This is a genomic window from Streptomyces filamentosus, from assembly GCF_014654895.1.
GTDB lineage: Bacteria > Actinomycetota > Actinomycetes > Streptomycetales > Streptomycetaceae > Streptomyces > Streptomyces filamentosus.
The window spans coordinates 1,057,037-1,082,773 of record NZ_BNBE01000002.1; the positions used below are offsets into that span (position 1 = coordinate 1,057,037).

Here is a 25,737-nt window from a genome sequence, read left to right on the forward strand (position 1 = left end):
ATGACTCGCGAGGCCGATCGGACCGGAGAAGACGGCACCGGGGACCGGGAGGCCCGCCCGGGCCGGGAGATCGTGGCCGGGGTGGACGGTTCGCCGGAGAGCCTGGCCGCCGCCGACTGGGCCGCGCGCGAGGCGGAGCACCGGGGCCTCCCGCTGCGGCTCGCGCACGCCTGGCGGTGGGAGCCGCTCGACCTGCCGCTCGTCCAGGACCGGGAGGCGCAGGAACGGGTCGCCGAGGAGGTCGTGCGCACGGCCGAGGCGGAACTCACGGCCCGTCACCCGAAGGTGGCGATCACCTCCGAGGTGCTCCCCGACACCCCGGTCCCCGCGCTGCTGGGCACCCTCGACGAGGCCGAGATGCTGGTCATCGGCTCGCGCGGACACGGGGCGGTGGCCGGCTTCCTGCTCGGCTCGTACGGGCAGCAGGTCATCGCCGCCTCGACCCGACCGGTGGTCGCGGTCCGCGCCCACGACGACCGGGCCGCCGAACCGCCCAGCGGCGAGATCCTGGTGGGCCAGCAGGGCGGCCCGGAGGACAGCGAGGCGGTGCTGCGCTTCGCCTTCGAGACGGCGGACGCCCGGGGCGCCGCCATCCGCGCGGTGCGCGCCTGGAGCCTGCCGTCGCTCTACGCGTACAGCCCGGCCTCGATGCGGCTCGCCGACGACGCCGGCGGTCTGGTGCCCTTCGAGGAGAAGGCGCTGCGCGAGGCCCTGGCACCCTGGCGCGAGCGCTACCCGCACGTGCCGGTGACCGAGCACGTCGAACTGGGCAGCGCCGGACAGGTCCTGCTCACCACCTCCGGCGCCGCGCAGCTCCTCGTGGTGGGCCGCCGGGCGAAGCGCGGGGCGCTGGGGCAGCGGATCGGCTCGGTGGCGCACGCGGCGCTCCACCTGGCACCGTGCCCGGTGGCGGTGGTCCCCCAGGGGTGAGGACCGGGCCGGGGCCGGTTCGGTCCGGATCCCGGGGCGGGACGAGGCCCGGCTCGGAACGGGGCCCCGGGCCGGGGCGACGCACCCGTCCGGCTCCGCGTCAAGCGGGCGCGGCGGGTTGACGCGCGGAGTTGACCCGTGGGGTTGACGGAGGGTGTCGGGGCGGCGGAGTGCGGAAAGCCTTGACCCCGTCGCCCCGGTGGCTCGCCCGAGCGCCGGACCGGACGGCGGCGCAGGCGAGAGAGCGGAGCCCCATGCGGTACGACGGTCCCACCGGCCCCGAACCATCCGACCCCCGGCCCCCGGCCCCCGGCGCCCCCCGCACCGGACGCCACCGCCGCGGCGGCCCCGTCCGCCGCCGCGCGCCCCTCCGGCCGTCCTTCCCCGGCGTGGTCCTCGCCGTCGGCACGACCGCGGCCGTCCTCACCGTCCTCCTCGGTCTGTACGCGGCCCGCCCCGCCCCCTCCCCCGCCCCCCGCGCGGCCGGCCCCGCCTCCCCGCCCCCGACCCAGGCCCGTCCCACCCCCGCCCCCACCCCGCCCCCGGCCCGCGCCGAGGCCCGGACCTCCCCGCGGGCCCCGCGGGGCGACGGCGCCGGGGAGCGCGCGGACGGGCTGGCCCCGCAGACGGGGGCCGTCCTCACGGCGCCGGTGACGGCCCCGGCCCGCGCGGCCCGCTACGTCCAGGCCGTCGTCGCCCTCGTCAACGCCGAGCGGGAACGGGCGGGTTGCGGCCCGCTGCGCGCCGAGGCCCGGCTGAGCAGGGCCGCGCAGGGGCACGCCGACGACATGGCCGCCCGCGACTACTACGCCCACGACAACCCGGAGGGGCGCGACGGCGGCGACCGGATCAGCGCCGCGGGCTACAGCTGGTCGGCGTGGGGCGAGAACATCCACAAGGGGCCGAAGACGCCGGAGCGGGCGATGGAGGACTGGATGGACAGCCCCGCCCACCGGGCGAACGTCCTCAACTGTTCGTTCCGGGACATCGGGGTGGGGGTGACCCTCACCGCCGACGGGCGGTGGTGGGTGCAGGACTTCGGCACCAAGGGCTGAACCGGGGGCGTGCGCCCGGCCTCAGCCGGCGGGCGCGGCCAGCTTCTCCACCCAGACCGTGCCGCGCGGGCCGGGGACGGCGGCCACGCCCGTGTCGCGGTAGGAGCAGTCGAGCAGGTTGCGCCGGTGGCCGGCGTCTCCCATCCAGCCGTCGACCACGGCCGCCGGACCCGTCTGGCCCTGGGCCAGGTTCTCCGCCCAGGCCGACCAGTCGTAGCCGGCGGCGGTGATCCGGGCGTCCGCGTACTCGCCCTCGGGGCTGGCGTGGCCGTAGTAGCCGCGGGTCGTCATGTCCCGGGCGTAGGCGCGGGCGGCGGCCACCAGCCGGGGATCGGTGCGCAGCGGGGCGCAGCCGGCCCGCGCCCGCTCCCGGTTGACCAGCTCCGTCACCCGCTCCCCCGGGTCGGGCGGGGTGACGGTGCGGGCCGGGGTCGGGGGCGGCGCGGGCGTGGTCGGCGCGGGGCGGGCCGGTGGGCGGGTGGCGGCCGGCGCGGCCGTGCTCGGCGCGGGCGTGGGGGTCGGCGTCGGCGTGGGGGCGGGCGCGGGGGTGGTGACCGGCGGGGCGGCGGCGGGCCGCCGGGGCTCCGGCCGCTCGGGGAGCGTGAGCACGAGCGCCCCGAGGACGGCGACGGCCGCGACCCCGGCGGCCCCGGCCCTCCGGGCCGGCGACCAGAACGGGGCGGCGTGCCCGCGCGCGCCCGCCGCGGCCACGGTCCCGGTTCCGGTTCCGGGGAGGGGGACGGGCACGGTCGTGAGGCCGGGGTCGGCGCCGCCCGCGCCGGCAAAACCAAGGTCCGCACCGGAGACGGAGCCCTGGTCCGTACCGGAGACCGGGCCCTGGTCCGCGCCGGATCCCGGGACCGGGCCGGGGTCCGGGGCCGCCCCGCCGTGCTGCGACGGGGCGGCGGTCTGCTGGGTCCAGCCCACGGGGTCGGCCGCCAGGGGGTCGGGGCCGGTGGAGAGGAGGCCGGCGGCCGGGGGGACCAGGCCGAGGCCGACGAGGAGGCCCTCGACGGGGGCGAGGCCGCCGCGGCGTGCGCGGCCGGCCGCGCACGTGCGGCAGTCGCGCAGGTGGCGGGCTATCCGCTTGCGCCACAGCGGGGAGGGGCGGCCGTCCCAGGAGGCGAGGACCCCGGCGAGGCCGGGGCAGCGCGGATCGGTGTCGAGGGCGCCGACGACGGCCCGGCCGGTCTCCAGGCGTTCCCTCATCCGCTGGACGCGGACGGCGGCGTGCGCGGGGGCGAGGCCGAGGGCCTCGGCGAGTTCGGCGCGGGTGAGCTCGCCCGCGGCCTCCAGCCACCACAGGGAGAGCAGCTCGTGGTCGTCCTCGTCGAGCCAGCGGGTGGCGCGGGCGACGTCGCGGCGCTGCCCGGTCAGACCGAGGCGGAGGATCGTGAGGTCGGTGAAGTCGCCCGCCGGGTCGGCGAGCTCGGCGGCCCGGTCGAGGCCGGGCACGGGGGCCTGCCGGCGCTCCCGCCAGCGGCGGCGGACGCCGTTCATGGCGATGGCGACGAGCCAGGACCGGAAGCGGGCCGGGTCCCGCAGTCCGGGCAGCCCGTCGAGGGCGCGGACCAGGGTCTCCTGGACGACGTCGTCGGTGTCGGCGTGCCCGTCGAGGGCGCGCCCCACCACGTTGTGGACGAGCGGCAGGCAGGCACGGACCAGTTCGTCCCTGGCGTGCGGGTCGCCGGCGCGCGCCGCTTCCACCAGGGCGGTGGTGCGCTGCTCGTCGCTGTGCATGGATGGTGCTCCCTCTGTCCCCGGTCCGAGTCCCCGTGCTGATGGAGATCCGCGGACCGGGCGGGGATAACGCTTTTCTCGTGGTCCTCTCCGGCCGGCCGGTCATCGCCGCCCGGACGGGCGGTCCTTCCTAGACCGTGGGATGGGGCAGCCGGGGCACGGTGGCCCCGCCGCCCTCCCGGACGGCCTCCACGACGGCGTCGTGGAGTTCGCGGCTCTCCTCCTCCGAGGGACAGGGGACGGGACTTCCCGACATGGTGAACCAGTCGGAGGCGCCGCTGTACTGCACGGCCACGCGTGCCTCACCGTCGGCGAAGGTCGTGTGCACGGTCAGGTCGCCCGTGACGATTCCGCCCTCGACGGTCAGCACCCCACCACGCCCGGTGTAGACACCGGCGGTCGTCCAAGATGCCCAGCTCATGCCCTCCAGGGTCACACCCGGACGGCGTATCCGCCACCGACGGGACCGCCCCGGCCGGAGGGATTCCGGCCGGGGCGGGGTGCGGACCGCGCCGGATCAGGCGAGGGACGCGACGGCCTCGTTGAAGGTGGCGGACGGGCGCATCACGGCCGCGGCCTTGGCCGGGTCGGGCTGGTAGTAGCCGCCGATCTCGGCCGGGGAGCCCTGGACGGCGTTCAGCTCGTCGACGATCTTCTGCTCGTTCGTCGAGAGGGTCTCGGCGAGCGGGGCGAAGGCCTTGGCGAGCTCGGCGTCCTCGGTCTGGGCGGCCAGCTCCTGGGCCCAGTACAGGGCCAGGTAGAAGTGGCTGCCGCGGTTGTCGATGCCGCCGAGGCGACGGGTCGGCGACTTGTCCTCGTTGAGGAAGGTGCCGGTGGCGCGGTCCAGGGTGTCCGCGAGGACCTGGGCGCGGGCGTTGTCCGTGGTGGTGGCCAGGTGCTCGAAGGACGCGGCCAGGGCGAAGAACTCGCCGAGGGAGTCCCAGCGGAGGTAGTTCTCCTTGACGAGCTGCTGGACGTGCTTCGGGGCGGAGCCGCCGGCGCCGGTCTCGAAGAGGCCGCCGCCCGCCATCAGCGGGACGACCGACAGCATCTTGGCGCTGGTGCCCAGCTCCAGGATGGGGAAGAGGTCGGTCAGGTAGTCGCGCAGCACGTTGCCGGTGACGGAGATGGTGTCCTCGCCGCGGCGGATGCGCTCCAGGGAGAACTTCGTCGCCTCGACCGGGGACAGGATCTTGATCTCCAGGCCCTCGGTGTCGTGCTCCGGCAGGTACTGCTTCACCTTGGCGATGAGCTGCGCGTCGTGGGCGCGGTTCTCGTCGAGCCAGAAGACGGCCGGGGCGCCGGTGGCGCGGGCGCGGGTGACGGCGAGCTTCACCCAGTCCTGGATCGGGAGGTCCTTGGTCTGGCAGGCGCGGAAGATGTCGCCCTCGGCGACCTCCTGCTCCAGGAGGACGGTGCCCTCGGAGTCGACGAGGCGGACGGTGCCGGCCTGGGCGATCTCGAAGGTCTTGTCGTGCGAGCCGTACTCCTCGGCCTTCTGCGCCATGAGGCCGACGTTCGGGACGGAGCCCATGGTGGACGGGTCGAAGGCGCCGTGGGCCTTGCAGTCCTCGATGACGGCCTGGTAGACGCCGGAGTAGCTGTGGTCCGGGAGGACCGCGAGGGTGTCGGCCTCCTGGCCGTCCGGGCCCCACATGTGGCCGGAGGTGCGGATCATGGCCGGCATCGAGGCGTCGACGATGACGTCGGACGGCACGTGCAGGTTGGTGATGCCCTTGTCGGAGTCGACCATCGCGAGGGCCGGGCCCTCGGCGAGCTCGGCGTCGAAGGACGCCTTGATCTCGGCGCCGTTCGGGAGGGCGCCCAGGCCGTTCAGGACGGTGCCGAGGCCGTCGTTCGGGGACAGGCCGGCGGCGGCGAGGGCCTCGCCGTACTGCGCGAAGGTCTTCGGGAAGAAGGCGCGCACGACGTGGCCGAAGACGATCGGGTCGGAGACCTTCATCATCGTGGCCTTGAGGTGCACGGAGAAGAGCACGCCCTCGGCCTTGGCGCGGGCGACCTGCTCGCCGAGGAAGGTGCGCAGGGCGGCGGCGCGCATCACGGAGGCGTCGACGACCTCGCCGGCGATGACCTTCAGCGGGGCGCGGAGCTCGCTGACGGTGCCGTCGGCGGCGGTGAACTCGAAGCGGAGGGTGTCGTCCTTGGCCAGGACGACGGACTTCTCCGTGGAGGCGAAGTCGTTCTCCGTCATGGTGGCGACGTTCGTCTTGGACTCGGCGGTCCAGGCGCCCATGCGGTGCGGGTGGTTCTTGGCGTAGTTCTTGACCGAGCCCGGCGCGCGGCGGTCCGAGTTGCCCTCGCGCAGGACCGGGTTGACGGCCGAGCCCTTGATCTTGTCGTAGCGGGCGCGGACGTCCTCGTCCTGCTCCGTCTTCGGGTCGTCCGGGTAGTCCGGGAGGGCGTAGCCCTGCGCCTGGAGCTCGGCGATCGCGGCCTTCAGCTGCGGGATCGAGGCCGAGACGTTCGGCAGCTTGATGATGTTGGCCTCGGGGGTCTTGGCCAGCTCGCCCAGCTCGGCGAGGGCGTCGCCGATGCGCTGCCCCTCCTCCAGGAACTCGGGGAAGTTCGCGATGATGCGGCCCGCGAGCGAGATGTCACGCGTCTCGACCGTGACGCCGGCCGTGGAGGCGTACGCCTGGATCACGGGCAGGAACGAGTACGTCGCCAGGGCAGGCGCCTCGTCGGTGTGGGTGTAGATGATGGTCGAGTCAGTCACCGGGTGCTCCGCTCCACGTCTGCGTATGCGAGATTGCTCGACATCAAGATATCTCGTGATCGCGGTTCTCCGTAAAGGGCCCCACGAGCTCACCTTGCTCGGGGGCTCCGGAGTCCTCCACGAAGGGCCCGCCGAGCCGGTACGAGGCCGGACCGCCGTCCAGGTCCACGTGGCGCACGAGGGCGAGCAGGACCAGTCCCGCGGCGGCGCCGGCCCCGGCGGCGAGGGCCTGGCCGCAGCGGTGGGCGAGGCGGAGCTCGCCGGGGTCGTACGGGGCGGTCGCGGGCAGTCCGAGGGTGTCGCCGAGCAGCAGGAATCCGGCCACCAGGCCGCCGGCGGCGAGCAGCGCGAGCGGCAGGGTCGCGGGGAGGCCGCGCAGGGTGGTGCCGCGCCGGGTGCCGGGCCGGACCCTGCCCCGGCGGGCGAGGAGGGCGATCAGGCCGCACTGGACGGCGAGGGCCAGCAGGGCGGCGGAGATGACGTCGCCGGGGCGGTGGTCGCCGGCCGCGACGGAGTACGCGCCGAGGGCGACCGCCCACAGGGTGGCGGCGCCGACGGCGAGCCCGCGGGAGCGGCGGGGCACCAGGACGGTGAGGGCGAAGGCGGTCCCGAAGGCGAGGGTGGCGGGGACGCTGGGGAAGCCGCTGGGCGCCAGGGCCCCGGCGGTGCCGTCGGCCGGCGGGCGGGGCGCGTACCGCTGGAGGAGCCCGGCGAGCGCCAGGGAGACGGCGACGGTCCCGGCGGCGGCGCCGGTGAGCGCGTACCGCCTGCGGACCAGGCCGGTGCCGACGAGGACCAGGCAGGCGAGGACGAGGGAGAGGGTGGCTGCCCCGGCCAGGGAGGGGTGGTCGCGGACGAGTTCGGCGACCCGGGTGTCGGCGCGCCGCCCGGTGACGGCGGCGTCGCTCCAGCGGCGGCCGGTCGCGGTGAGCACGAGGCCGGCGTAGACGAGGGTGAGCAGCAGGACGGCCCCGAGGCAGGCACGGCGGGTCCGGGCGCGGACGCGGGTGCTGAAGGAGTCCGCGGCCTCGCCGGCCACGGCGGCGTACCACCAGGTGTCACCGGCCTTGAGCGGCCTCGGGGAGCCGCCTGTCCGCCTGTCGTAGGGAGCCATGCTCCGATTCGAACCCACGCGCGCCGGGGCCGCCCGCTGGGCTCACCCGAACGACACGCCGGGGCGGGGATTCAGTCGCGGGCGAGCTGGGAGACGAGGAGGAGGACGAGTCCGGCGAGCAGCGAGAGCAGCGCGGCGATGCCGAGGAGCGAGCCGGCGGCGGGCTCGCCGGCGAAGCCGCCGGCGCTCTGGAGGGCGAAGGATCCGGCCATGATCACCTGGGCCCAGCCGTAGAGGGCGACCTTGCGGACCCGGTGGCGGAGCCAGGGCGGCACGAAGCCGGTGCGCAGGGTGACGGTGCCGCTGACGGCGAAGAGGAGCGCGAACGCCCCCGGGACGGCATACCAGTCCATGAGGATCCCCCGGTCGTCGCCGGCCCGGTGCCGGCGTGGGCGTGATCATGCCACGGGCGGGTGAACGGACGGGCCCGGGAGGAACGGGCCGGCATGAGGGGGGCGGGCCGGCGGAGGGGCGGCTGCTCGGGAGGAGGCAGGCGCTCGGGAGGAGTCGGGCGTTCAGGAGGAGGCGCGGACGACGAGTTCGGTGGGGAGCATCCGGCGGGGCTGGTCCCCGGGCCCGCTCGGTTCGGCGATCTCGGCGAGGAGCATCCGGGCCATGGTGCGGCCCATCTCCTCGATGGGCTGGCGGACGCTGGTGAGCGGGGGGTCCATGAGCCGGGCGACGGCGGAGTCGTCGACGCCGACGAGCGCGACGTCCTCGGGGACCCGGCGGCCGGTCTCGCGCAGGACGGCCCGGGCGCCCGCCGCCATGACGTCGGAGGCGGCGAAGACGGCGTCCAGGTCGGGGGCGCGGTCGAGGAGCGCGCGCATGGCGCGGCGGCCGCCCTCCTCGGTGAAGTCGCCGGTGGCGACGAGCGCGTCGTCGGCGGCGAGACCGGCCTCGGCCAGGCCCTCGCGGTAGCCGTCGAGGCGGCAGCGGGCGCCGTACATGTCGAGCGGGCCGGTGACGGTGGCGATCCGGCGGCGGCCCCCGGCGGCGAGGTGGGCGACGGCGGTGCGGCCCGCGCCGGTGTTGTCGGAGTCGACGAAGGCGACGGGCTCGTCCTCGCGGCGGCGGCCGTTGAGCACGGCGGGCAGGCCGAGGGCGCGGACCTGGTCGGGCAGCGGGTCGTCGGCGTGCACGGAGACCAGCAGGACGCCGTCGACGCGCTGGGCGGCGAGGTACTGCTCGAAGCGCTGCCGCTCCTGGTCGCTGCGGATCAGGGTGAGCAGCAACTGCTTGTCCGCGGCGGCCAGTTCGCCGCTGACGCCGCGGATGATGTCGAGGAAGTACGGTTCGGCGAAGAGCCGGGCCTCGGTCTCGGGGACGACGAGGGCGACGGCGTCGGTGCGGCTGCCGGCGAGCGCGCGGGCGGCCCGGTTGGGGACGTAGCCGAGTTCGGCGACGGCCTTCTCGACGGCGGCCTTGGCCTGTTCGCTCACCTTCGGGGAGCCGTTGATGACCCGGGAGACCGTGCCGCGGCCGACGCCGGCCCGGGCCGCGACCTCCTCCAGGGTGGGTCTGCCGGTCTGCCGCCCGCTCACCGCCATGTGCCGCCGCTCCCCGTGCCGGCCCCGGAGCGCCGCCCGCCCGGGGTGTGCGGCGAACCTATCAGGCGGGCGGGCGGGTTCCGGAGCTTCAGGCCCCGGCGGGCGCGAGCTCCGCCATCGGGCCCCAGCCGCTCTGGTCCGTGCGGACGTTGATGATCTCGGGGGTGGCGGCGACGGCCCCGGCCATGGCGGCGAGCCCGGCGGCGAAGTGCGCGGAGGCGACGTGGGCGGCGCCGGCCTCCTCGTCGGCGAAGCCCTCCAGGAGGGTGAAGACGTTCGGGTCCTCGATGCCGCGGGACCAGTCGAAGAAGAGGTTGCCGGGCTCCGCGCGGGTGGCGCGGGTGAAGTCGGCGACCAGGTCGAGCCACTGGTCGGCGAGGTCGGGGCGGACGGGGAAGCGGACGGCGATGAAGATCATGCCGTCAGGCTGCGCCGGGCGGGCGGGTCCGGGCCAGACGGCCCGGTCAGGATTCCGGCAGGGCCGGAAAGTCCGGCACGGCGCGGGCGAGCGCGGCCCGCACGGCGCCCTGGCGGCGGGCGAGGTCGGCGGTGGGCAGGGAGACGGAGAGGGCGTGCACGATGCCGTCGCCGCGGTCGGGCAGGGCGACCGCGAGGCAGGCGTGGGCGAGGTCCGCCTCGCCGACGGAGACGGCGTATCCCTGGCCCCGGACGGTGGCCATCTCGGCCTCGAAGCGTTCGGCGCCGGTGATGGTCCGCTCGGTGAGGCGGGCCATGCCGTGCGCGGCGAGGTAGCGCCGTCGCCGGGCCCTCGGCAGCGCGGCGAGCAGCGCCTTGCCGTGCGCGGTGGCGTGCGCGCGGGCCTCCGGGCCCGGGGTGAAGGGGTGGGCCGTGTCGGTGACGGGCGCGGTGGTGTCGACGACGGTGATCAGGCCGTCGCGGTAGGCCGTGTGGTACGCCTCCGCGCCGGTCGCCCGGCGCAGCCGCCCGAGCAGGTCGCCGGTGGGGGCGCCGAGGCCGTGGTGGCGGAGGTGGGCCCGGTGCAGCGCCGGGACCCGGGGGCCGGGGGCGTACCCCCCGGCGGTCCGCACGAGGTGGCCGCGCGCGAGCAGCGGTCCGGCCAGGTGGTAGACGGTCGACAGCGCGCACCCGAGTTCCCTGGCGAGCGCCTTGGCCCCCAGGGGCCGCCCGGCGTCGGCGACCAGGTCGAGCAGTTCCAGCGCCCGCTCCACGGACCGCGGCCCGGCGGCGGGGGCGGGGTGCGGGTGGCCGGCGGCGGCGAACGGATCGCGGGCGGGGCCGGGGAAGGGGGCGGGCATCGGCCCAGCGTAACGGCGGGCGCGGGGCCCGGCGGGGGCCGGGGGTCCGGCTCCCGGAGGACGGCCACGCCCCGTGGCGGGTCCGTTTCGGGCCGTATCATCCCAGGTCATCATGGGTTTATGTGCATTTAACACTCTTTCGGCGTACCGTCGTGAGGATCCCCCGTCACCGACGCACCCGGGAGAGCGTGTGCCCCGCCCCAGGACCGACCATGCCCCGACGCCCGCCGCCGGCCGCCGCCCACGGTGGCGGACGGCCGCGATCGCGACGGGTGTCGTCGCCGTCGCGGCGGGCGGGCTGTACGTGGCCGGGCTCGTGGCCACCGGCGACGACATATCCGCCGGCACCCGGGCGGGCGGCGTCGACATCGGCGGCCTGAGCAAGGCGGAGGCGGCCGAGCGGCTGCGGGCGCAGGCCCCGGCGGCGTGGACCGCGCCGATCCCGGTGAAGGTCGGCGAGCGCACCGAGAACGTGGCACCGGCCGACGCCGGGCTGACCGTCGACGCGGAGGCGACGGCCGAGAAGGCCGCCGACCCGTCCCGCGACCCCTTCACCGTCATCGGCCGGCTCTTCTCCCCCGGCGACCGCGAGATCGAGCCGGTCCTCGCCCACGACGCGGCGAAGACCGACGCGGCCGTCGCCGCGCTGGCGAAGGAGAACGACCGGGCCGTCAAGGAGGGCGCGGTCGCCTTCCGCGACGGCGAGGCCGTCGCGACCCGCTCCACCGCCGGGCGGAAGCTGGACACCGCGCGGGCCGCCGAGGCCCTGCGGGCCGCCTACCCGGCCGCCCCCGGCGCCTCCGCCGTGGCCCTGCCGGTGGCGGTGACCCAGCCGAAGCTGGCCGACTCCGAGGTGACCCGCTTCCTCGACGCGTACGCGAAGCCGGCCGTCTCGGGCCCGGTGACGCTGGCCGTGGGCGACCAGCGGCTGCGGATCTCCCCCGAGACCCTGGGCGACCACCTGACCGTGAAGAACGAGAACGGCCGGCTCACCGGCTCCCTCGACTCCACCGCCCTGCTGCGGGACCCGGACGTCGCGCGGCCCCTCGCCGCCATGACCGGCGCCCCCGTGGAGGGCGTCCTCGGCGTGCGCGACGGCAAGGTCGTCGTGGTGAAGGAGGGCCGCGAGGGCCGCGAGGTGACCGCGAAGTCGCTCGGCGCCGCCGTGGACCCGCTGCTCACCCGCACCGGGGAGGCCGCCCGTACCGCCACGGTGGCCACCAAGGTCACCCAGCCGCAGGTGAGCACCGCGAACCTGGCCTCGCTGGGCGTCCGGGAGCAGATGTCCACCTTCACCGTGAACTTCCCCGCGGCCCCGTACCGGACGGTCAACATCGGCCGGGCCGCCGAGCTGATCAACGGCTCGCTGGTGCAGCCGGGCGAGGTGTGGAGCTTCAACGAGACGGTGGGCGAGCGCACCGAGGAGAACGGCTTCGTCGACGGCACGATGATCCTCGACGGCCGCTACCAGGAGGCGCCGGGCGGCGGCGTGTCCGCGGTGGCGACCACCGTCTTCAACGCGGTCTTCTTCGCGGGCGTGCAGCCCGTCGAGTACGGCGCCCACTCCTTCTACATCGAGCGCTACCCGGCGGGCCGGGAGGCCACCGTCGCCTGGGGCAGCCTGGACCAGCGGTTCCGGAACGACTCGGGCAAGCCGATCTACATCGCGGCGAGCGCGACGGACTCCTCGGTGACCATCACCTTCTACGGCACCAAGAAGTACGACTCCGTGGAGGCCGTGGCCGGTCCGCGCACGAACATCACGAAGCCGGAGAAGCGCGAGGCGACCGGCGAGAGCTGCGTGCCGCAGGCGCCCCTGGAGGGCTTCGACATCTCGGTCGACCGGGTCTTCAAGAACGGCGGCGAGGAGGTCAAGCGGGAGACCTTCAAGACCCACTACACCCCGCGCGACGAGGTCGTCTGCAACTGACCCGGACGGACGGAGGGGTGTCCTCCCCGGCCCGCCGGGGCATGCATGCCTGGTCGCGGCCGGTCCGGGTCGCACCGACCCCCGCCGGAGGCCCGCCGTGGCGCAGCTCAGCGAGGAAACGCCCGCCGCCCGGCTGCTCGCCGGGGCGGTCCGGGACGGGATCTGTCCGGGTGCCGCGTGGGCCGTCGGGGACGCGGCGGGCACCCTCCACGAGGGCACGGCCGGTCTGCTGGACCCGGCGCGGCCCGGGGAGCCGGTGCGGCCGGACACCCTCTACGACGTGGCGAGCCTGACGAAGATCCTCGCGGTGTGGGGGGTCGTGGGCACGCTGGTGGACGCGGGGAAACTGGACCTCGCGGCGCCGCTCGGCACGTACTGGCCGGCGGCGGCCGGGCGGCCGGTGGGCGACGTCACCGCGCACCAGCTGCTCACCCACACCGCCGGGATGCCGCTGCGGGCCAATCTGCGCTTCCTGTACGGCTCCGATCCGCAGGACGTGCGGGACGGGGTGCTCGCGGAGCCGCTGCGGCACCGGCCGGGGGCGGCCGTCGCGTACACCGACCGGGCGGCGCTGGTCCTCGGCTGGCTGGCCGAGCACCTGGCGGGCCGGCCGCTGGCCCGGCTGGCCGGGGAGCGGGTCTGGGGTCCGCTCGGCATGGCCGGGACCCGGTTCGGCCCGCTGCCGCCAGGGGAGGCGGCCCGCTGCGCGCCGACGGAGTACGACGAGGAGACCGGCCGTCACCTGCGGGGCACCGTCCACGACTTCTCGGCCCGGCTCCTCGGCGGGGCGTGCGGGATCGCGGGGGTCTTCACGACGGCCGGGGACACCGGGCGCTTCCTGCGCGGGGTGCTGGACCCGCCGCCCGGGACCTTCTCCGCGGCCTGGACGGCGGCCTCGCTGCGGGTCGGCACGGGCGCCCTCGTCCCGCCGCGCGGGCTGCTGTGGCACCCGGCCCCCGGCCCCTCCCCCGCCGGCGGCGTGTGGGCCCACTTCGGCTTCACCGGCACGGCGATGTGGATCTCGCCGGCGCGGGGCCGGTGGGCGGTCCTGCTGACCAACCGCCTGTACGTGACCCGGGACCCGGGGCCGCTGGCCCGGGTCCGGGAGGCGTTCCGGGCGCACGTCTTCGAGGGGTCCTGACGGCGGTTCAGTCCGCCGGGCGGCCGAGGGTCACGGGGAGGGTCCGGTGGCCGTTGGTGATGAGGGAGGGGGTGCGGCGGAGCTCCTCGGCGGGGACGGCGAGGGCGAGGCCGGGGAAGCGGGCGAAGAGGGCGCGCAGGGCGGTGGCGACCTCCAGGCGGGCGAGCGGGGCGCCGAGGCAGAAGTGGACGCCGTGGCCGAAGGCGAGGTGGTCCTTGCCGGGGCGGGTGAGGTCGAAGGCGTCGGCGGTGGGGCCGTGCCAGTCGGGGTGGCGGTTGGCGGCGGCGTACGAGGCGAGGATGGCCTCGCCCTTGGCGATGACCCGGCCGTCGGGGAGCGGGATGTCGGTGACCGCGTAGCGCAGCGGCAGGTGTTTGACGGCGGGCTCGTGGCGGAGGGTCTCCTCCACGACGTCCTCCCAGCCGGCGCGTCCGGCGCGGACGTGGGCGAGCTGGTCGGGGTGGGTGAGGAGGGCGGTGACGGCCTGGTCGATGACGTTGACGGTGGTCTCGTAGCCGGCGCTGATCATGAGGAGGAGGGTGTCGGCGAGTTCCTGCTCGCCGAGGCCCGTGCCGTCGCCCTCCTCGTCGCGGGCGGCGAGGAGGAGGGAGGTCATGTCGTCGCCGGGGGCGGCGCGGCGGGCGGCGATGAAGGCGTGGAAGAGGCCGTAGAGGCGTTCGGTGTTGAGGCGGGCGGCCTCGGTGTCGAGGGTGGTGTCGAAGACGCCGTCGACGAGGGCGCGGAAGCCCTCGCGGTCCTCCTCGGGGACGCCGAGGAGCCGGCCGATGACGGCGATGGGCAGCGGGTACGCGAGGCGGGCGCGCAGGTCGACGACGGTGTCGGCGGGGAGCGCGGCGAGTTCGTCGAGGAGGCCGCCGACGATCGTCTCGACCTCCGGGCGCAGGGCGGCGATCCGGCGGGCGGTGAAGGCGGGGGCGACGATGCGGCGGAGCCGGGCGTGGTCGGCGCCGTGGGCGGTGAACATGTTGCGGACGGCGACCCAGAGGGCGAGCGGCCAGTGGGCGACGGCCTCCTCGAAGCCGGGCCAGTGGCGGCGGGCGTCCTTGGAGACGTCGGGGCTGGTGAGGAGCCGCTTGAGGAGGGCGGGGTCGGAGACGGACCAGGCACGGACGCCGAGGACGTCCACGGGGGTGGCGGGGCCGCGGGCGCGGAGCCGGGCGCCCTCCGCGTGGGGGTCGGCCCCGGCGGGGTCGAGGACGAGCGGTTCGGCGGGGTGCGTCACGGGGGTCCCTTCGTCGGCTTCGGTTCCCCAGCGTGGGGGGAGCCGGTGCCCCCACGACAGAGCCGGGTCCGGCCATCTGGCCGAGAAGAGCCCCCTCGGGGTGTGAGGTCGCGGACAGACGTTCGAGCCCCCTTGTGGGGTCGAACGGGCCGCGGGTTACCATATGAGCGCCGTCTAGCTCGAAAGATAAATCTTGTGACTGTCAATGATGACTCGTTCACCAGCTGGAAGAACCGTGAGGAGATCGCGGAGTCGATGATCCCGATCATCGGGAAGCTGCACCGTGAGCAGGACGTCACCGTCCTCGTTCACAGCCGCTCCCTGGTGAACAAGTCGGTCGTCAGCATCCTCAAGACGCACCGCTTCGCCCGCCAGATCGCCGGCGAGGAGCTCTCGGTCACCGAGACGCTGCCTTTCCTGCAGACGCTCACCACGCTCGACCTCGGCCCCTCGCAGATCGACATCGGCATGCTCGCCGCCGAGTACAAGGCCGACTCGCGCGGCCTGACGGTCGAGGAGTTCACCGCGGAGGCCGTCGCCGGCGCCACGGGTGCGAACAAGATCGAGCGCCGTGACGGCCGCGACGTCGTCCTCTACGGCTTCGGCCGCATCGGCCGCCTCGTCGCCCGCCTCCTCATCGAGAAGGCCGGTTCGGGCAACGGCCTGCGCCTGCGCGCCATCGTCGTGCGCGGCGGCGGCGAGGCCGACCTCGTCAAGCGCGCCTCCCTGCTGCGCCGGGACTCGATCCACGGCCAGTTCCAGGGCACGATCACGGTCGACGAGGCGAACAGCACCATCGTCGCCAACGGCAACACCATCAAGGTGATCTACGCCAACGACCCCTCCGAGGTCGACTACACGGCGTACGGCATCGAGAACGCCATCCTGATCGACAACACGGGCAAGTGGCGGGACCGCGAGGGCCTGTCCAAGCACCTGCGCCCGGGCATCGACAAGGTCGTCCTCACCGCGCCCGGCAAGGGCGACGTCCCGAACATCGTGCACGGCGTCAACCACGACACGATCAAGCCGGACGAGCAGATCCTGTCCTGCGCCTCCTGCACCACCAACGCCATCGTCCCGCCGCTCAAGGCCATGGACGACGAGTACGGCGTGCTGCGCGGTCACGTGGAGACCGTCCACTCGTTCACGAACGACCAGAACCTGCTGGACAACTACCACAAGGCCGACCGCCGCGGCCGTTCCGCGCCGCTCAACATGGTGATCACCGAGACCGGTGCCGCCTCGGCCGTCGCGAAGGCGCTGCCGGAGCTGAAGGCCCCGATCACGGGCAGCTCGATCCGCGTCCCCGTCCCGGACGTCTCGATCGCCATCCTCAGCCTGCGCCTGGGCCGCGAGACCACCCGCGACGAGGTCCTGGAGTACCTCCGCGACGTGTCGCTGCACTCGCCGCTGAAGCGCCAGATCGACTTCACCACGGCTCCCGACGCCGTCTCGATGGACTTCGTGGGCTCGCGCCACGCCTCCATCGTGGACGCCGGCGCGACCAAGGTCGACGGCGACAACGCGATCCTGTACCTGTGGTACGACAACGAGTTCGGCTACTCCTGCCAGGTCATCCGGGTCGTCCAGCACGTCTCCGGCGTCGAGTACCCGACCTTCCCGGCCCCGGCGGTCTGATCCCGCCCGCGCCCGCGACGAACGGCGGCCCGCACCCTTCGAAGGGTGCGGGCCGCCGTTCGCGTCACGCGGTCACTTCCCCCGCACCGGACGCAGCGCGCCCGTCGCCGGCTCGACCGGCTCGTCCCTGGCCTCGGCCCACAGCGAGCGGACGTGGCCGAGGTGGCGTGCCATGCACGCCTCGGCGCCCGCCCGGTCCCGGGCGAGCATGAGGTCGAGGAGTTCGACGTGCTCCTCGGCGGAGGAGACCAGCTTGCCCGCCTCGTCGAGCCCCGTCAGGCCGTACAGGCGGGACCGCTTGCGCAGGTCGCCCACGGTCTGCACGAGGCGGTCGTTGCCGGACAGGCCGAGCAGGGTGAGGTGGAACTGCCGGTCCGCCTCCAGGTAGCCGATGAGGTTGTGCTCGCGGGCGTTGGAGACGATCTCCTCCGCCAGCGGGCGCAGCGCCTCCAGTTCCTCGGTCGTCGCGGTCTCGGTGACCCGGCCGACGGTGGGCACCTCGATCAGCGCGCGCAGTTCGGTGCACTGGTCGAGTTCGCGCTCGCTGACCTCGGTGATCCGGAAGCCCTTGTTGCGCACCGGTTCGACCAGGCCCTCGCGGGCCAGGTCGAGCATGGCCTCGCGCACCGGGGTGGCCGAGACCCCGAGTTCGGCCGCGAGGCCCGGGGCCGAGTAGACGGTCCCGGGCTTCAGCTCGCCGGCCGTGAGGGCCGCGCGCAGCGCGTGGCCCACCTGGTCGCGAAGCCGTTCCTGGGCCTTGATGAGGCTGTGCTGCTTCAGGTCACCCACGCCGTTCCTCCGAGAATCCGCAGGCGCCCAGCGTACAATGTCACGTTTCGCCGAGAGAGGCTGCCCGGTGGACCGCCACGGCCACGGCCAGATCCTGCCAGGCCATGCCCACGCTCTTGAAGAGGCGGGGCGCGGGTCCGGGGGCGGCCGGTGCCGGCCTCCGGACGAGGTCGGCGAGGGTGCCGGCGAGGTGGCCGGGTCCCGTCGCCCCCTCCGCCTCCGGTATCAGCAGGTCACCGGCCTCCCGCGGGGCGGCCGTCCGCGCCTCGACCCACACCTCGGCGCGGCGGACCAGGGCGGTGTCGGTCTCGCGGGCGTCCGGCTCGTGCGAGCCGATCGCGACGACCACCGCCCCGGGCGCCACCCGCCGCCCGTCGAAGAGGGGTTCGCGGGCGGTGGTGCAGCACACCACCAGGTCCGCGTCCGCCACCTCCGCCGCGGTGCCGGTGCGGGTCTCGGGGACGCCGATCCCCCGGGCGTACGCGGCGAGCCCGGCGGCCCGCCGGGGGTCGCGGGCGACGACGGTGAGGGAGGCGAGCTCCCGCACCGCGAGGAGCGCGTCCACGTGTCCGTACGCCTGGGGCCCCGCGCCGAACAGGAGGACCCGCAACGGCCTGTCCCCCGCGGTGAGGTGACGGACCGCCAGGGCGGAGACGGCGGGGGTGCGCAGCGCGGTGAGCGCGGCGCCGTCGAGCAGGGCGCGGGGCCGCAGCGTGGCCCCGTCCAGGAGGAGGTAGCCGCCGGTGATGCGGGGCAGCCCGAGGGCGGGGTTGCCGGGCGCCACCCCGGCGATCTTCACCCCGGCCCAGTCCCCGGCGGCGGCCGGCATGAGCAGCAGCTCGCCGGCCGGGACGGGGACGGCGGAGCGCGCCGGGCAGGTCTCGGGGTCGAGGCCGTCCCGCAGGACCTCGGCGAGGGCCTCGACGGCCGCCGCCGGGGCGAGGAGCCGGGTGACGGCGCCGGCGTCGAGGTGGGGGAAGGGGGCGGTGCTCACAGGAGGAACCCCGCGCCGAGGGCGTCGTCCGGGTCGAGCGTGAAGCGGGCCTCGCCGGTGCGGTGGGCGGTGCCGGTGACCTCGGTGACGATGCCGTGCGCCGGGTCGCCGCCGGGGAGGGCGCGGCCGGTGAAGACGGTGCCGGTGACCGACTCGTGGGTGAGGGTCAGGCCCCCGTCCAGGCGGCCCTCGTCGGCGAGGAGGGCGATCCGGGTGGAGGTGCCGGAGCCGCACGGGGAGCGGTCGATCTGGCCGTCGGCGAAGACCGTGACGTTCCGCTGGCGCGGCCCTTCGGGGGTGTCGGGCAGGTCCTCGTGGAGGATCGTCCCGTACACCCCGGAGAGCAGCGGCCCGTCGGGGTTCCAGGTGGCGGGGTGGCCGGCGAGCGCGGCGCGGATCTCCCGCCCCGCCCGGGTGAGTTCGGGCAGGGCGGCCTTCTCCACGGCGAGGCCGAGGTCGCGGGCGCGGACGGAGGCGTAGCAGGCGCCGGCGTGGGCGAGGTCGACCTCGACGATGCCGAGGCTCGTGGCGACGGGCACCCTGCGGGCGGTGACCCGGGCGGGCACGTTGCGGAAGGTGACGCCGGTGGTGCGGCCGGCGGTCCGGTGGACGGTGGCGGTGATCCGTCCGGAGGGCACGTCGATGCGGACGGGCACGTCGCGGTCGCCGGGGCCGGCCGGGACGGTCCCGCTGTCGACGGCCCAGGCGGCGAGCGCGATGGAGCCGTGCCCGCAGGCGGTGGAGAAGCCGTCCTTGTGCCAGAAGAGGACGCCGAGGTGGGCGCCGTCGTCGTCGGGCGGGACGAGGAAGCCGCCGTACATCCCGGCGTGGCCGCGGGGTTCCTGGACGAGGAAGCGGCGCAGCGCGTCCAGGGGGCCGGGGCGGGGGGCGGTGCCGGAACCGCCGGCGCCGACGGCGGTGGCGTACCGCTCGGCGACGGTGTCGCCGGGGGCCGGCGGGCGGCCCTCGGTGACGATCCGGAAGGGTTCGCCCGCGGTGTGGTAGTCGGTGACGCGGATCCCGTCCGCGGGGAGGACGGTCACAGCAGGAATCCGGCGGGGAAGGGGTCGGTGGGGTCGAGGAAGTACTGGGCGGTGCCGGTGATCCAGGCCCGTCCGGTGACGGCGGGGACGACGGCGGGCCGGCCGCCGACGGTGGTCTCGGCGACGATCCGCCCGGTGAACTCGGTGCCGATGAAGGACTCGTTGACGAAGTCGGTGTGCGGGGGCAGCAGGCCGCGGGCGTGGAGCTGGGCCATCCGGGCGCTGGTGCCGGTGCCGCACGGCGAGCGGTCGAACCAGCCGGGGTGGATGGCCATGGCGTGCCGGGAGCGGGTGGCGTCCGAGCCGGGGGCGGTGAGGTAGACGTGCTTGACGCCCGCGACGGCCGGGTCCTCGGGGTGGACGGGCCGGTCGTCGCCCGCGTTGATCGCGTCCATGATCGTGAGTCCGGCGGTGAGCAGGTCCTGCTTGCGGGCGCGGTCGAAGGGGAGGCCGAGGGCGTCGAGTTCCACGAAGGCGTAGAAGTTGCCGCCGTAGGCGAGGTCGTAGGTGACGGTGCCGAGGCCGGGGACCTCGGTCTTGAGGTCGAGTCCGACGGCGAAGGCGGGGACGTTGGTGAGGGTGACGGAGCGGGCGGCGCCGTCCTCGACGCGGACGTCGGCGGAGACGAGGCCGGCCGGGGTGTCGAGGCGGACGGTGGTGACCGGTTCGACGACCGGGACCATGCCGGTCTCGACGAGGACGGTGGCGACGCCGATGGTGCCGTGGCCGCACATCGGGAGCAGGCCGGAGACCTCGACGAAGAGGACTCCGTAGTCGGCGTCGGGCCGGGTCGGGGGCTGGAGGATCGCGCCGCTCATGGCGGCGTGGCCGCGCGGCTCGTACATGAGCAGGGTGCGCAGGGAGTCGCGGTGCTCGATGAAGTGGAGGCGCTTCTCGGCCATGGTGGCGCCGGGGATCACCCCCACTCCGCCGGTGATCACCCGGGTGGGCATGCCCTCGGTGTGGGAGTCCACCGCGTGGTAGACGTGTCGGGTGCGCATGGGCTGGTCTTCTCCTCTCTTCCCCGGGCTAGCGGAGGCCCTCGGCCAGGACCTTCTCGGTGGCGGCGCGGACGGCGGCCAGGGTGGCGCCGGTGAGCGGCAGGCGCGGGGGGCGGGTGGGGCCGCCGTGGCGGCCGGCGAGGTCCATGGAGAGCTTGATGGCCTGGACGAACTCGGTCTTGGAGTCCCAGCGGTAGAGGCTGTGCAGCGCCTTGTAGAGCGGGAGCGCGGTGGTGAGGTCGCCGGCGACGGCGGCCCGGTAGAGGGTGGCGGCGGACTCCGGGAGGGCGTTGGGGTAGCCGGCGATCCAGCCGACGGCGCCCGCGACGGCCAGTTCCAGGAGGACGTCGTCGGCGCCGATGAGGAGGTCGAGTCCGGGGGCGAGTTCGGCGATCTCGTAGGCGCGGCGGACGTCGCCGCTGAACTCCTTGACGGCGACGATGCTGCCGTCGGCGTGGAGGCGGGCGAGGAGGGCGGGGGTGAGGTCGACCTTGGTGTCGATGGGGTTGTTGTAGGCGACGACCGGCACTCCGGCGCGGGCGACCTCGGCGTAGTGGGCGCGGACGGCTTCCTCGTCGGCGCGGTAGGCGTTGGGCGGCAGGAGGAGGACGGAGCCCGCGCCGGCCTCGGCGGCCTGCTCGGCCCAGCGGCGGGACTCGGCGGAGCCGTAGGCGGCGACGCCGGGCATGACGCGGCTGCCGTCCCCGGCGGCGGCGACGGCGGTGTGGACGACGGCGGCGCGCTCGGCCTCGGTGAGGGTCTGGTACTCGCCCAGGGAGCCGTTGGGGACGACGCCGTCGCAGCCGTTGTCGATGAGCCAGCGGACGTGGGCGGCGTAGGCGTCGAGGTCGACGGAGAGGTCCTCGCGCAGCGGCAGGGTGGTGGCGACCATGATGCCGTGCCAGGGGCGGATGCGGGTGTCGGTCATCGTGACGTACTCCTTTGTAGTGTGTGACATTTTACTAAGGGGTGCACGGCGGCCACAAGGGTGTGGACGCCGGGGAAAGGGGCTAGTCGGCGGGGAGTTCCGCGAGCTGCCCGAGCCGTACGGGGCAGGCCAGCGGACGCCGGTCCGGGGCGGGTCCGTCGCCGGCGAGCGCGGCCACCGCCGGACCGCACATGCGGCCCTGGCACCAGCCCATCCCGGCGCGGGTCAGCAGTTTGACCGTGCGGGCGTCGGTCGCACCCAGCTCCTCCACCGCCTCGCGGACGCGCCCGGCGGGCACCTCCTCGCAGCGGCAGACGGCGGTCTCCTCGCGGAGCCAGCCGGTCCAGCCGGGCCCCGGCCGGTGGGCGGCGCCCATGGCGTCGGCGAAGGCCCGCAGCCGCTCCCGGCGCCGGGCGAGACCGGCCGGGACGGGCCGGCCCGCCACCGAGAGGGCCGCGATCTCGCCCTCCACCAGGGCGAGTCGGGCTCCGCCGACGCCGCCGGTCTCGCCGGCCGACCAGATGCCGGGCACCGAGGTGCGCAGGCCGGGCGTGAGCACGAGGGCGACGGTGCCGTCCGCGGCGGTGCGGGTGGCGCAGCCGAGGGCGGTGGCGAGGGAGAGTTCGGGGACCAGGCCGTGGCCGACGGCGAGCGCGTCGCAGGGAACACGGCGGCCGGTGCCGGGCACGGGCCGCCAGTCCCGGTCGAGCCGGGCCACGGTCACCGCCTCGACCCGGCCGGTGCCGTGCGCCTCCACGACGGCGTGCCGCAGCAGCGGTCTGACCCGGTGGCGCAGCAGCGCCCCGCCGTAGAGGGCGCCCTCGGCGAGCTTGGCCGGGTTGCGCAGCAGGGTCCCGGTGTGCCGGGCGTACGGTCCGTACCCGGCGGCCTCGACGACGGCGGGCACCCGGGCGCCGGCGGCGGCCAGCGAGGCGGCGACGGCGAGCAGCAGCGGTCCGCTGCCCGCGACGACGACCCGGCGGCCGGGCAGCACGAGCCCGCCCTTCAGCATGGCCTGCGCTCCCCCGGCGCCGACGACGCCGGGCAGGGTCCAGCCGGGGAAGGGCAGTTGGCGCTCGTACGCCCCGGTGGCGAGCAGCACCGCGCGGGCCCGGACGGGTTCGCCCGCCGTGTCCTCGGTGCGGGAGTGGACGGTCCAGTCGGTGCCGGACCCGGTGACGCTCCACACCTGACGGCCCGGCAGATGACGTATGCGGCCCGCGCGTTCGTGGGCGCGCAGCTCGGCCTCGCGACCGGCGAAGGCGGCCCAGTCGTGGTGCAGGACGTGGGGGCGTTCGGCGCCGAGGGCCGGGTCGGGGTGGCGGTAGTACTGGCCGCCCGGACGGGCGCCCGCGTCGAGCAGGGTGACGGGGAGGCCGAGGGAGGCGGCGGTGACGGCGGCGGCGAGACCGGCGGGTCCCGCGCCGACGATCGCGAGGCCGGCGGCCTCGGCGGGGTCAGACGGCGAGGTCGTCATGGCCGGTTCCCTCCTGGCTGGTGACGAGGCCGCCGGGGCGGGCGGGGACGAGGCAGGCGCGGCGGTTCGGGGCGCCGTCGACGGTGACGAGGCAGTCGAAGCACTGGCCGATCCCGCAGAAGACGCCGCGGGGTTCGCCGGTGCCCCGGGTGGTGCGCCAGGCGAGGACGCCCGCGCCCCAGAGGGCGGCGGCGACGGTCTGCCCGGCGGCGGCCGGGATCTCCCGATCGTCGAAACGGAAGGTGAAGGTCTCCTGCGGCGCGCCTCCGACGAGGGCGCGGGGGGTGCGGCGGCTCAACTCTGCTGCTCCTGCGGGGGGACGGGATCGGCGGGGCCGTAGTCGCGCTCGGGACGGAACGGGGCCGGGTCGAGCGGGGGTTCGGCACCGGTGAGGGCGGCGGCGACGAGGACGCCGGTGGCGGGGGCGAGGCCGATGCCGGCCCCTTCGTGTCCGCAGGCGTGGAGGAGGCCGGGGACGCGCGGGTCGGCGCCGATCGCCGGGAGGTGGTCGGGGAGGTAGGGACGGAAACCGTGATAGGCGCGGAGCACCTGCACGCCGGCGAGGACCGGGAAGAGCGCGGCGGCCTGGGCGGCGAGCCGGCGCAGGGCCTCGGTGGAGAGCGAGCGGTCGAAGCCGACGCGTTCGCGGGTGGCGCCGATGAGGACGGGCCCGCCGGGGGTGCCCTCGACGACGGCGGAGGACTGGAGCGCGGCGGAGCCGCTGGCGACGTCGGCGATGTAGTCGGCGGCGTAGACCTTGTGGCGGACGACCCTCGGCAGGGGTTCGGTGACGAGGACGAAGCCCCGGCGGGGCAGCACCGGGAGGTGGGCGCCCGCGAGCCGGGCGACCTCGCCGCCCCAGGTGCCGGCAGCGTTGACGACGGCGGGGGCGAGGAGTTCGCGGCGGGCGGTGCGCACGCCCCGGACGGCTCCGGAGGGGCCCCGGAGGACCGCGGTGACCTCCTCGCCGAGGTGGAGCGCGGCGCCGGAGGCGGCGAGCAGCCGGGCCGCCGCCTGCGCGGGCTGGACCTGGGCGTCCTGCGGGTAGTGGAAGCCGCCGGCGAGGCCGGGGGCGAGGTGGGGTTCCAGCTCGGCGAGCCGGTCGGCGGGGATCTCGGCGGCGGTGACGCCGGCCGCCCGCTGGTCCTCCGCGAAGGAGCGGAGGGCCTTGAGGGCGGGCTCGTCGGACGCCACGACGACCCCGCCCTTGGGCTCGTACTCGGTCTCCGGCGGGAGTGCCGCGGAGAGTTCGCGCCAGAGTCTCGTGGACAGCAGCGCGAGGTCGAGCTCGGGGCCCGCCTCCTTGTCGGAGACGAGCAGATTGCCTTCCCCGGCACCGGTGGTGCCGCCCGCGACGGGACCGCGGTCGACCACGGCGACGGTGAGTCCGGAGCGGGCCGCGTAGTAGGCGCAGGCGGCGCCGACGACGCCGGCACCGATGATCACGACGTCCGGGGAGTGTCTGTTGGGCACGGCAGTAATATGTCACATACTTCAGCCGGTGCCCAGACCCTTGCGAACCCGGGCACCGGGCGTCCCCTCCGGTGGCCCGGGGGGCCGCCCCCGCGCAGCGGGCCCTCGCACCGGCCGCGCGCGGGGCGCCGGAGGTCAACGCGGCGGCTCCGGTACGGCTCCGAGGCCGGGCGCCGCCGGCCGCAGCCCCTTCGCCGCCCCCTCCGCGCGCCCGCGCGCCACCGCCGCGAGGGCCGCGTCGCCGATCGCGTCGGCCAGCCGGGCCCGCCCCAGCCAGTTGTACGGACTGTCCGGGCGCAGCCCGTCCCGCTCGCTCAGCAGCAGCCGGGCCCGGTCGTGGTCCCCGGAGACGAGCGCCGACTCCAGCAGCGTCCGCTGGACGGCGTCCCGCTGGGCGTGGCTGCCGCCGAAGACCTGGAGCCGGCGTCGCAGCGGCCACAGCAGCCCCACCACGGCCGCGTGGTCGCCCCGGCCCTGCGCCACCAGCGCCTCGCAGACCGGGAGTCCGACCTCCGCCGTCATCGCGTGGTTGGAGAGGGTCCGCCGGGCCGGATCGCCCTCGCCCTCGGCCAGCCACCGGCGGCGGTCGACCACCAGCGCCTCCGCCTCCGCGATCCGGCCCGCCCCCACCTGGGCCATCACCGCGTGGGCGTCGTTGAAGGCGTAGAACGGCGGGTCGGCCCGCTCCGCCCAGGCGTCCGCGAGCCGCGCCCAGCGCTCCGGCTCCTCCCGGCCGGCGAGCCGCATCCGCCACAACAGCGCGGAGGCGTCGAGGAGTTCCATCGCGAGGCCCGCCGACTCCGCGCGGTGCACGGCCGCGTCGTAGACGCGCAGCGCGGTGTCCTCGGCGCCCGCCTCCAGCGCGTAGAGGGCGTAGTGCCACCAGTTGTGCACGGTCAGGTAGTTGCCGCGCGCCCAGTCGTCCGCGCGGGCGTCGAGGAAGGCGACGCCGTCCGCGATCCTGCCCTGCATCTCATAGGTGTGCGTGACGGCGTGCACCGCCCACACGTCCCTCGGGTGCCGCTCGACCGCCGCGAGTCCGGTCTCCTCCGCGCGCCGGTAGTGCCCCGACTCCTCCAGGCCGAAGGCGTACATGCCGAGCAGCGGCCCCCGGTGCTCGTCGGCCCTCCCCCACGCCGACAGGGCACCGCCGATCCGGTCCCGCAGCCGGACGGCGTCCCCGGTGAGGAAGTCCAGCTGGTGTCCGGCGAAGAGCGCGAGCACGTCCCTCGGGTACGCGAGGGACAGCTCCTCCAGCAGGTCGCCCGCGCCGTGCAGGTCCCCGGCGAGGCAGGCCCCGGCGGCGGCCAGGTGGAGCCGCTCGCGCGCGGGCAGGGCGTCCGCGTCGAGCCCGGCGAGGTACGCCTCGAAGCGCGGCCGGGCCGCGGCGGCGCCGGTGTGCTCGGTGCCGAGCACGCCCAGGTAGGCGGCGAACGCCTGGGCGTCGGGCGAGCCGGGGCTCGCCGCGAGGGCGTCCTCGACGGCCGGGGCCACCTCGGGCCGGAAGAAGAGCAGGGCCTCCACGGCCCGGTCCAGGTGCCCGGCGCCCTCGGCGGTGCAGGCGTGCAGGGTGTTGCCGTAGCGGTCGGTCGCCAATGCGGATCCTCACCTCGGTCCCTCGGGTACGGCCGCCCGCCCGGACGGGCGCGGCGGGTCGAACGGGCGGCACCCGCA

At 75.8% G+C, this 25,737-nt stretch carries 23 protein-coding genes; 5 read left to right on the forward strand and 18 right to left on the reverse strand.

What is annotated here, in order from left to right; translation table 11 throughout:
• Positions 1–930: a universal stress protein gene (locus tag IE326_RS23685; protein WP_190042924.1), complete on the forward strand. Its 930-nt coding sequence runs from the start codon at positions 1–3 to the stop codon at positions 928–930.
• Between the two features lie 254 nt (positions 931–1,184).
• Positions 1,185–1,985, forward strand: a complete 801-nt coding sequence (locus IE326_RS41560) for a CAP domain-containing protein (protein ID WP_268983034.1) — start codon at positions 1,185–1,187, stop codon at positions 1,983–1,985.
• Between the two features lie 21 nt (positions 1,986–2,006).
• Here IE326_RS41560 and IE326_RS23695 read toward each other — a convergent pair whose 3' ends face one another.
• The 8 genes from IE326_RS23695 to IE326_RS23730 form a co-directional block, all read right to left on the reverse strand.
• Positions 2,007–3,725 (reverse strand): sigma-70 family RNA polymerase sigma factor, encoded by a 1,719-nt coding sequence (locus IE326_RS23695; RefSeq protein WP_190042925.1) that lies wholly within the window; start codon positions 3,723–3,725, stop codon positions 2,007–2,009.
• Between the two features lie 130 nt (positions 3,726–3,855).
• Positions 3,856–4,146, reverse strand: coding sequence for a hypothetical protein (locus tag IE326_RS23700; protein ID WP_150226744.1), 291 nt, complete (start codon positions 4,144–4,146; stop codon positions 3,856–3,858).
• Positions 4,147–4,242: 96 nt separating this feature from the next.
• On the reverse strand, positions 4,243–6,462 hold the full coding sequence (locus tag IE326_RS23705; RefSeq protein WP_150226745.1) for an NADP-dependent isocitrate dehydrogenase: 2,220 nt from the start codon (positions 6,460–6,462) through the stop codon (positions 4,243–4,245).
• Between the two features lie 43 nt (positions 6,463–6,505).
• Positions 6,506–7,576: a phosphatase PAP2 family protein gene (locus tag IE326_RS23710; RefSeq protein WP_190042926.1), complete on the reverse strand. Its 1,071-nt coding sequence runs from the start codon at positions 7,574–7,576 to the stop codon at positions 6,506–6,508.
• Between the two features lie 71 nt (positions 7,577–7,647).
• Positions 7,648–7,929: a hypothetical protein gene (locus IE326_RS23715; RefSeq protein WP_150226747.1), complete on the reverse strand. Its 282-nt coding sequence runs from the start codon at positions 7,927–7,929 to the stop codon at positions 7,648–7,650.
• 162 nt (positions 7,930–8,091) lie between these two features.
• Positions 8,092–9,126 (reverse strand): LacI family DNA-binding transcriptional regulator, encoded by a 1,035-nt coding sequence (locus IE326_RS23720; protein WP_150226748.1) that lies wholly within the window; start codon positions 9,124–9,126, stop codon positions 8,092–8,094.
• Between the two features lie 88 nt (positions 9,127–9,214).
• Positions 9,215–9,544, reverse strand: coding sequence for a putative quinol monooxygenase (locus tag IE326_RS23725; protein WP_150226749.1), 330 nt, complete (start codon positions 9,542–9,544; stop codon positions 9,215–9,217).
• A gap of 46 nt (positions 9,545–9,590) precedes the next feature.
• On the reverse strand, positions 9,591–10,403 hold the full coding sequence (locus IE326_RS23730) for an IclR family transcriptional regulator (RefSeq protein WP_150226750.1): 813 nt from the start codon (positions 10,401–10,403) through the stop codon (positions 9,591–9,593).
• 190 nt (positions 10,404–10,593) lie between these two features.
• Between IE326_RS23730 and IE326_RS23735 the strand changes: the two genes are divergently transcribed.
• The gene (locus IE326_RS23735) at positions 10,594–12,333 is read left to right on the forward strand and encodes a VanW family protein (protein WP_229915587.1); all 1,740 of its coding nucleotides are present in this window, start codon (positions 10,594–10,596) and stop codon (positions 12,331–12,333) included.
• Positions 12,334–12,430: 97 nt separating this feature from the next.
• Positions 12,431–13,474: a serine hydrolase domain-containing protein gene (locus IE326_RS23740; RefSeq protein WP_190042927.1), complete on the forward strand. Its 1,044-nt coding sequence runs from the start codon at positions 12,431–12,433 to the stop codon at positions 13,472–13,474.
• A 7-nt stretch (positions 13,475–13,481) separates the two neighbouring features.
• Here IE326_RS23740 and IE326_RS23745 read toward each other — a convergent pair whose 3' ends face one another.
• Positions 13,482–14,717 (reverse strand): cytochrome P450 family protein, encoded by a 1,236-nt coding sequence (locus tag IE326_RS23745; RefSeq protein ID WP_190042928.1) that lies wholly within the window; start codon positions 14,715–14,717, stop codon positions 13,482–13,484.
• A gap of 195 nt (positions 14,718–14,912) precedes the next feature.
• Here IE326_RS23745 and IE326_RS23750 point away from each other — a divergent pair, with 195 nt between their 5' ends.
• A complete protein-coding gene (locus tag IE326_RS23750; RefSeq protein WP_150226753.1) occupies positions 14,913–16,358 on the forward strand; it encodes a glyceraldehyde-3-phosphate dehydrogenase in 1,446 nt (481 codons plus the stop codon).
• 72 nt (positions 16,359–16,430) lie between these two features.
• Here the strand turns inward: IE326_RS23750 and IE326_RS23755 are convergent, their stop codons facing one another.
• The 9 genes from IE326_RS23755 to IE326_RS23795 form a co-directional block, all read right to left on the reverse strand.
• On the reverse strand, positions 16,431–17,147 hold the full coding sequence (locus IE326_RS23755; RefSeq protein WP_150226754.1) for a GntR family transcriptional regulator: 717 nt from the start codon (positions 17,145–17,147) through the stop codon (positions 16,431–16,433).
• Positions 17,148–17,187: 40 nt separating this feature from the next.
• On the reverse strand, positions 17,188–18,141 hold the full coding sequence (locus tag IE326_RS23760; protein ID WP_150226755.1) for an ornithine cyclodeaminase family protein: 954 nt from the start codon (positions 18,139–18,141) through the stop codon (positions 17,188–17,190).
• Positions 18,138–19,193: a proline racemase family protein gene (locus IE326_RS23765; RefSeq protein ID WP_229915685.1), complete on the reverse strand. Its 1,056-nt coding sequence runs from the start codon at positions 19,191–19,193 to the stop codon at positions 18,138–18,140. The genes IE326_RS23760 and IE326_RS23765 overlap by 4 nt, the downstream gene beginning before the upstream one ends.
• Complete coding sequence (locus IE326_RS23770) at positions 19,181–20,185, reverse strand: proline racemase family protein (RefSeq protein WP_190042929.1); 1,005 nt, start codon at positions 20,183–20,185, stop codon at positions 19,181–19,183. Before IE326_RS23770 ends, IE326_RS23765 begins: the two co-directional genes overlap by 13 nt.
• A 28-nt stretch (positions 20,186–20,213) precedes the next feature.
• Entirely contained in the window at positions 20,214–21,113 is a 900-nt protein-coding gene (locus tag IE326_RS23775) for a dihydrodipicolinate synthase family protein (RefSeq protein ID WP_150226757.1), read from the reverse strand.
• Positions 21,114–21,195: 82 nt separating this feature from the next.
• The gene (locus IE326_RS23780) at positions 21,196–22,590 is read right to left on the reverse strand and encodes an FAD-dependent oxidoreductase (RefSeq protein ID WP_150226758.1); all 1,395 of its coding nucleotides are present in this window, start codon (positions 22,588–22,590) and stop codon (positions 21,196–21,198) included.
• Positions 22,571–22,888 (reverse strand): (2Fe-2S)-binding protein, encoded by a 318-nt coding sequence (locus IE326_RS23785; protein ID WP_150226759.1) that lies wholly within the window; start codon positions 22,886–22,888, stop codon positions 22,571–22,573. The genes IE326_RS23780 and IE326_RS23785 overlap by 20 nt, the downstream gene beginning before the upstream one ends.
• A complete protein-coding gene (locus tag IE326_RS23790; protein ID WP_190042930.1) occupies positions 22,885–24,063 on the reverse strand; it encodes an NAD(P)/FAD-dependent oxidoreductase in 1,179 nt (392 codons plus the stop codon). The genes IE326_RS23785 and IE326_RS23790 overlap by 4 nt, the downstream gene beginning before the upstream one ends.
• Before the next feature lie 135 nt (positions 24,064–24,198).
• Positions 24,199–25,659 (reverse strand): tetratricopeptide repeat protein, encoded by a 1,461-nt coding sequence (locus IE326_RS23795; protein WP_190042931.1) that lies wholly within the window; start codon positions 25,657–25,659, stop codon positions 24,199–24,201.
• Positions 25,660–25,737: the final 78 nt, after the last annotated feature.

Bases quoted from the DNA above. Each gene is read 5' to 3' on its own strand.
- IE326_RS23685 (WP_190042924.1), top strand. From the start codon at position 1: ATGACTCGCGAGGCCGATCGGACCGGAGAAGACGGCACCGGGGACCGG.
- IE326_RS41560 (WP_268983034.1), top strand. From the start codon at position 1,185: ATGCGGTACGACGGTCCCACCGGCCCCGAACCATCCGACCCCCGGCCC.
- IE326_RS23695 (WP_190042925.1), bottom strand. From the start codon at position 3,725: ATGCACAGCGACGAGCAGCGCACCACCGCCCTGGTGGAAGCGGCGCGC.
- IE326_RS23700 (WP_150226744.1), bottom strand. From the start codon at position 4,146: ATGAGCTGGGCATCTTGGACGACCGCCGGTGTCTACACCGGGCGTGGT.
- IE326_RS23710 (WP_190042926.1), bottom strand. From the start codon at position 7,576: ATGGCTCCCTACGACAGGCGGACAGGCGGCTCCCCGAGGCCGCTCAAG.
- IE326_RS23715 (WP_150226747.1), bottom strand. From the start codon at position 7,929: ATGGACTGGTATGCCGTCCCGGGGGCGTTCGCGCTCCTCTTCGCCGTC.
- IE326_RS23720 (WP_150226748.1), bottom strand. From the start codon at position 9,126: ATGGCGGTGAGCGGGCGGCAGACCGGCAGACCCACCCTGGAGGAGGTC.
- IE326_RS23725 (WP_150226749.1), bottom strand. From the start codon at position 9,544: ATGATCTTCATCGCCGTCCGCTTCCCCGTCCGCCCCGACCTCGCCGAC.
- IE326_RS23730 (WP_150226750.1), bottom strand. From the start codon at position 10,403: ATGCCCGCCCCCTTCCCCGGCCCCGCCCGCGATCCGTTCGCCGCCGCC.
- IE326_RS23770 (WP_190042929.1), bottom strand. From the start codon at position 20,185: ATGCGCACCCGACACGTCTACCACGCGGTGGACTCCCACACCGAGGGC.
- IE326_RS23775 (WP_150226757.1), bottom strand. From the start codon at position 21,113: ATGACCGACACCCGCATCCGCCCCTGGCACGGCATCATGGTCGCCACC.
- IE326_RS23780 (WP_150226758.1), bottom strand. From the start codon at position 22,590: ATGACGACCTCGCCGTCTGACCCCGCCGAGGCCGCCGGCCTCGCGATC.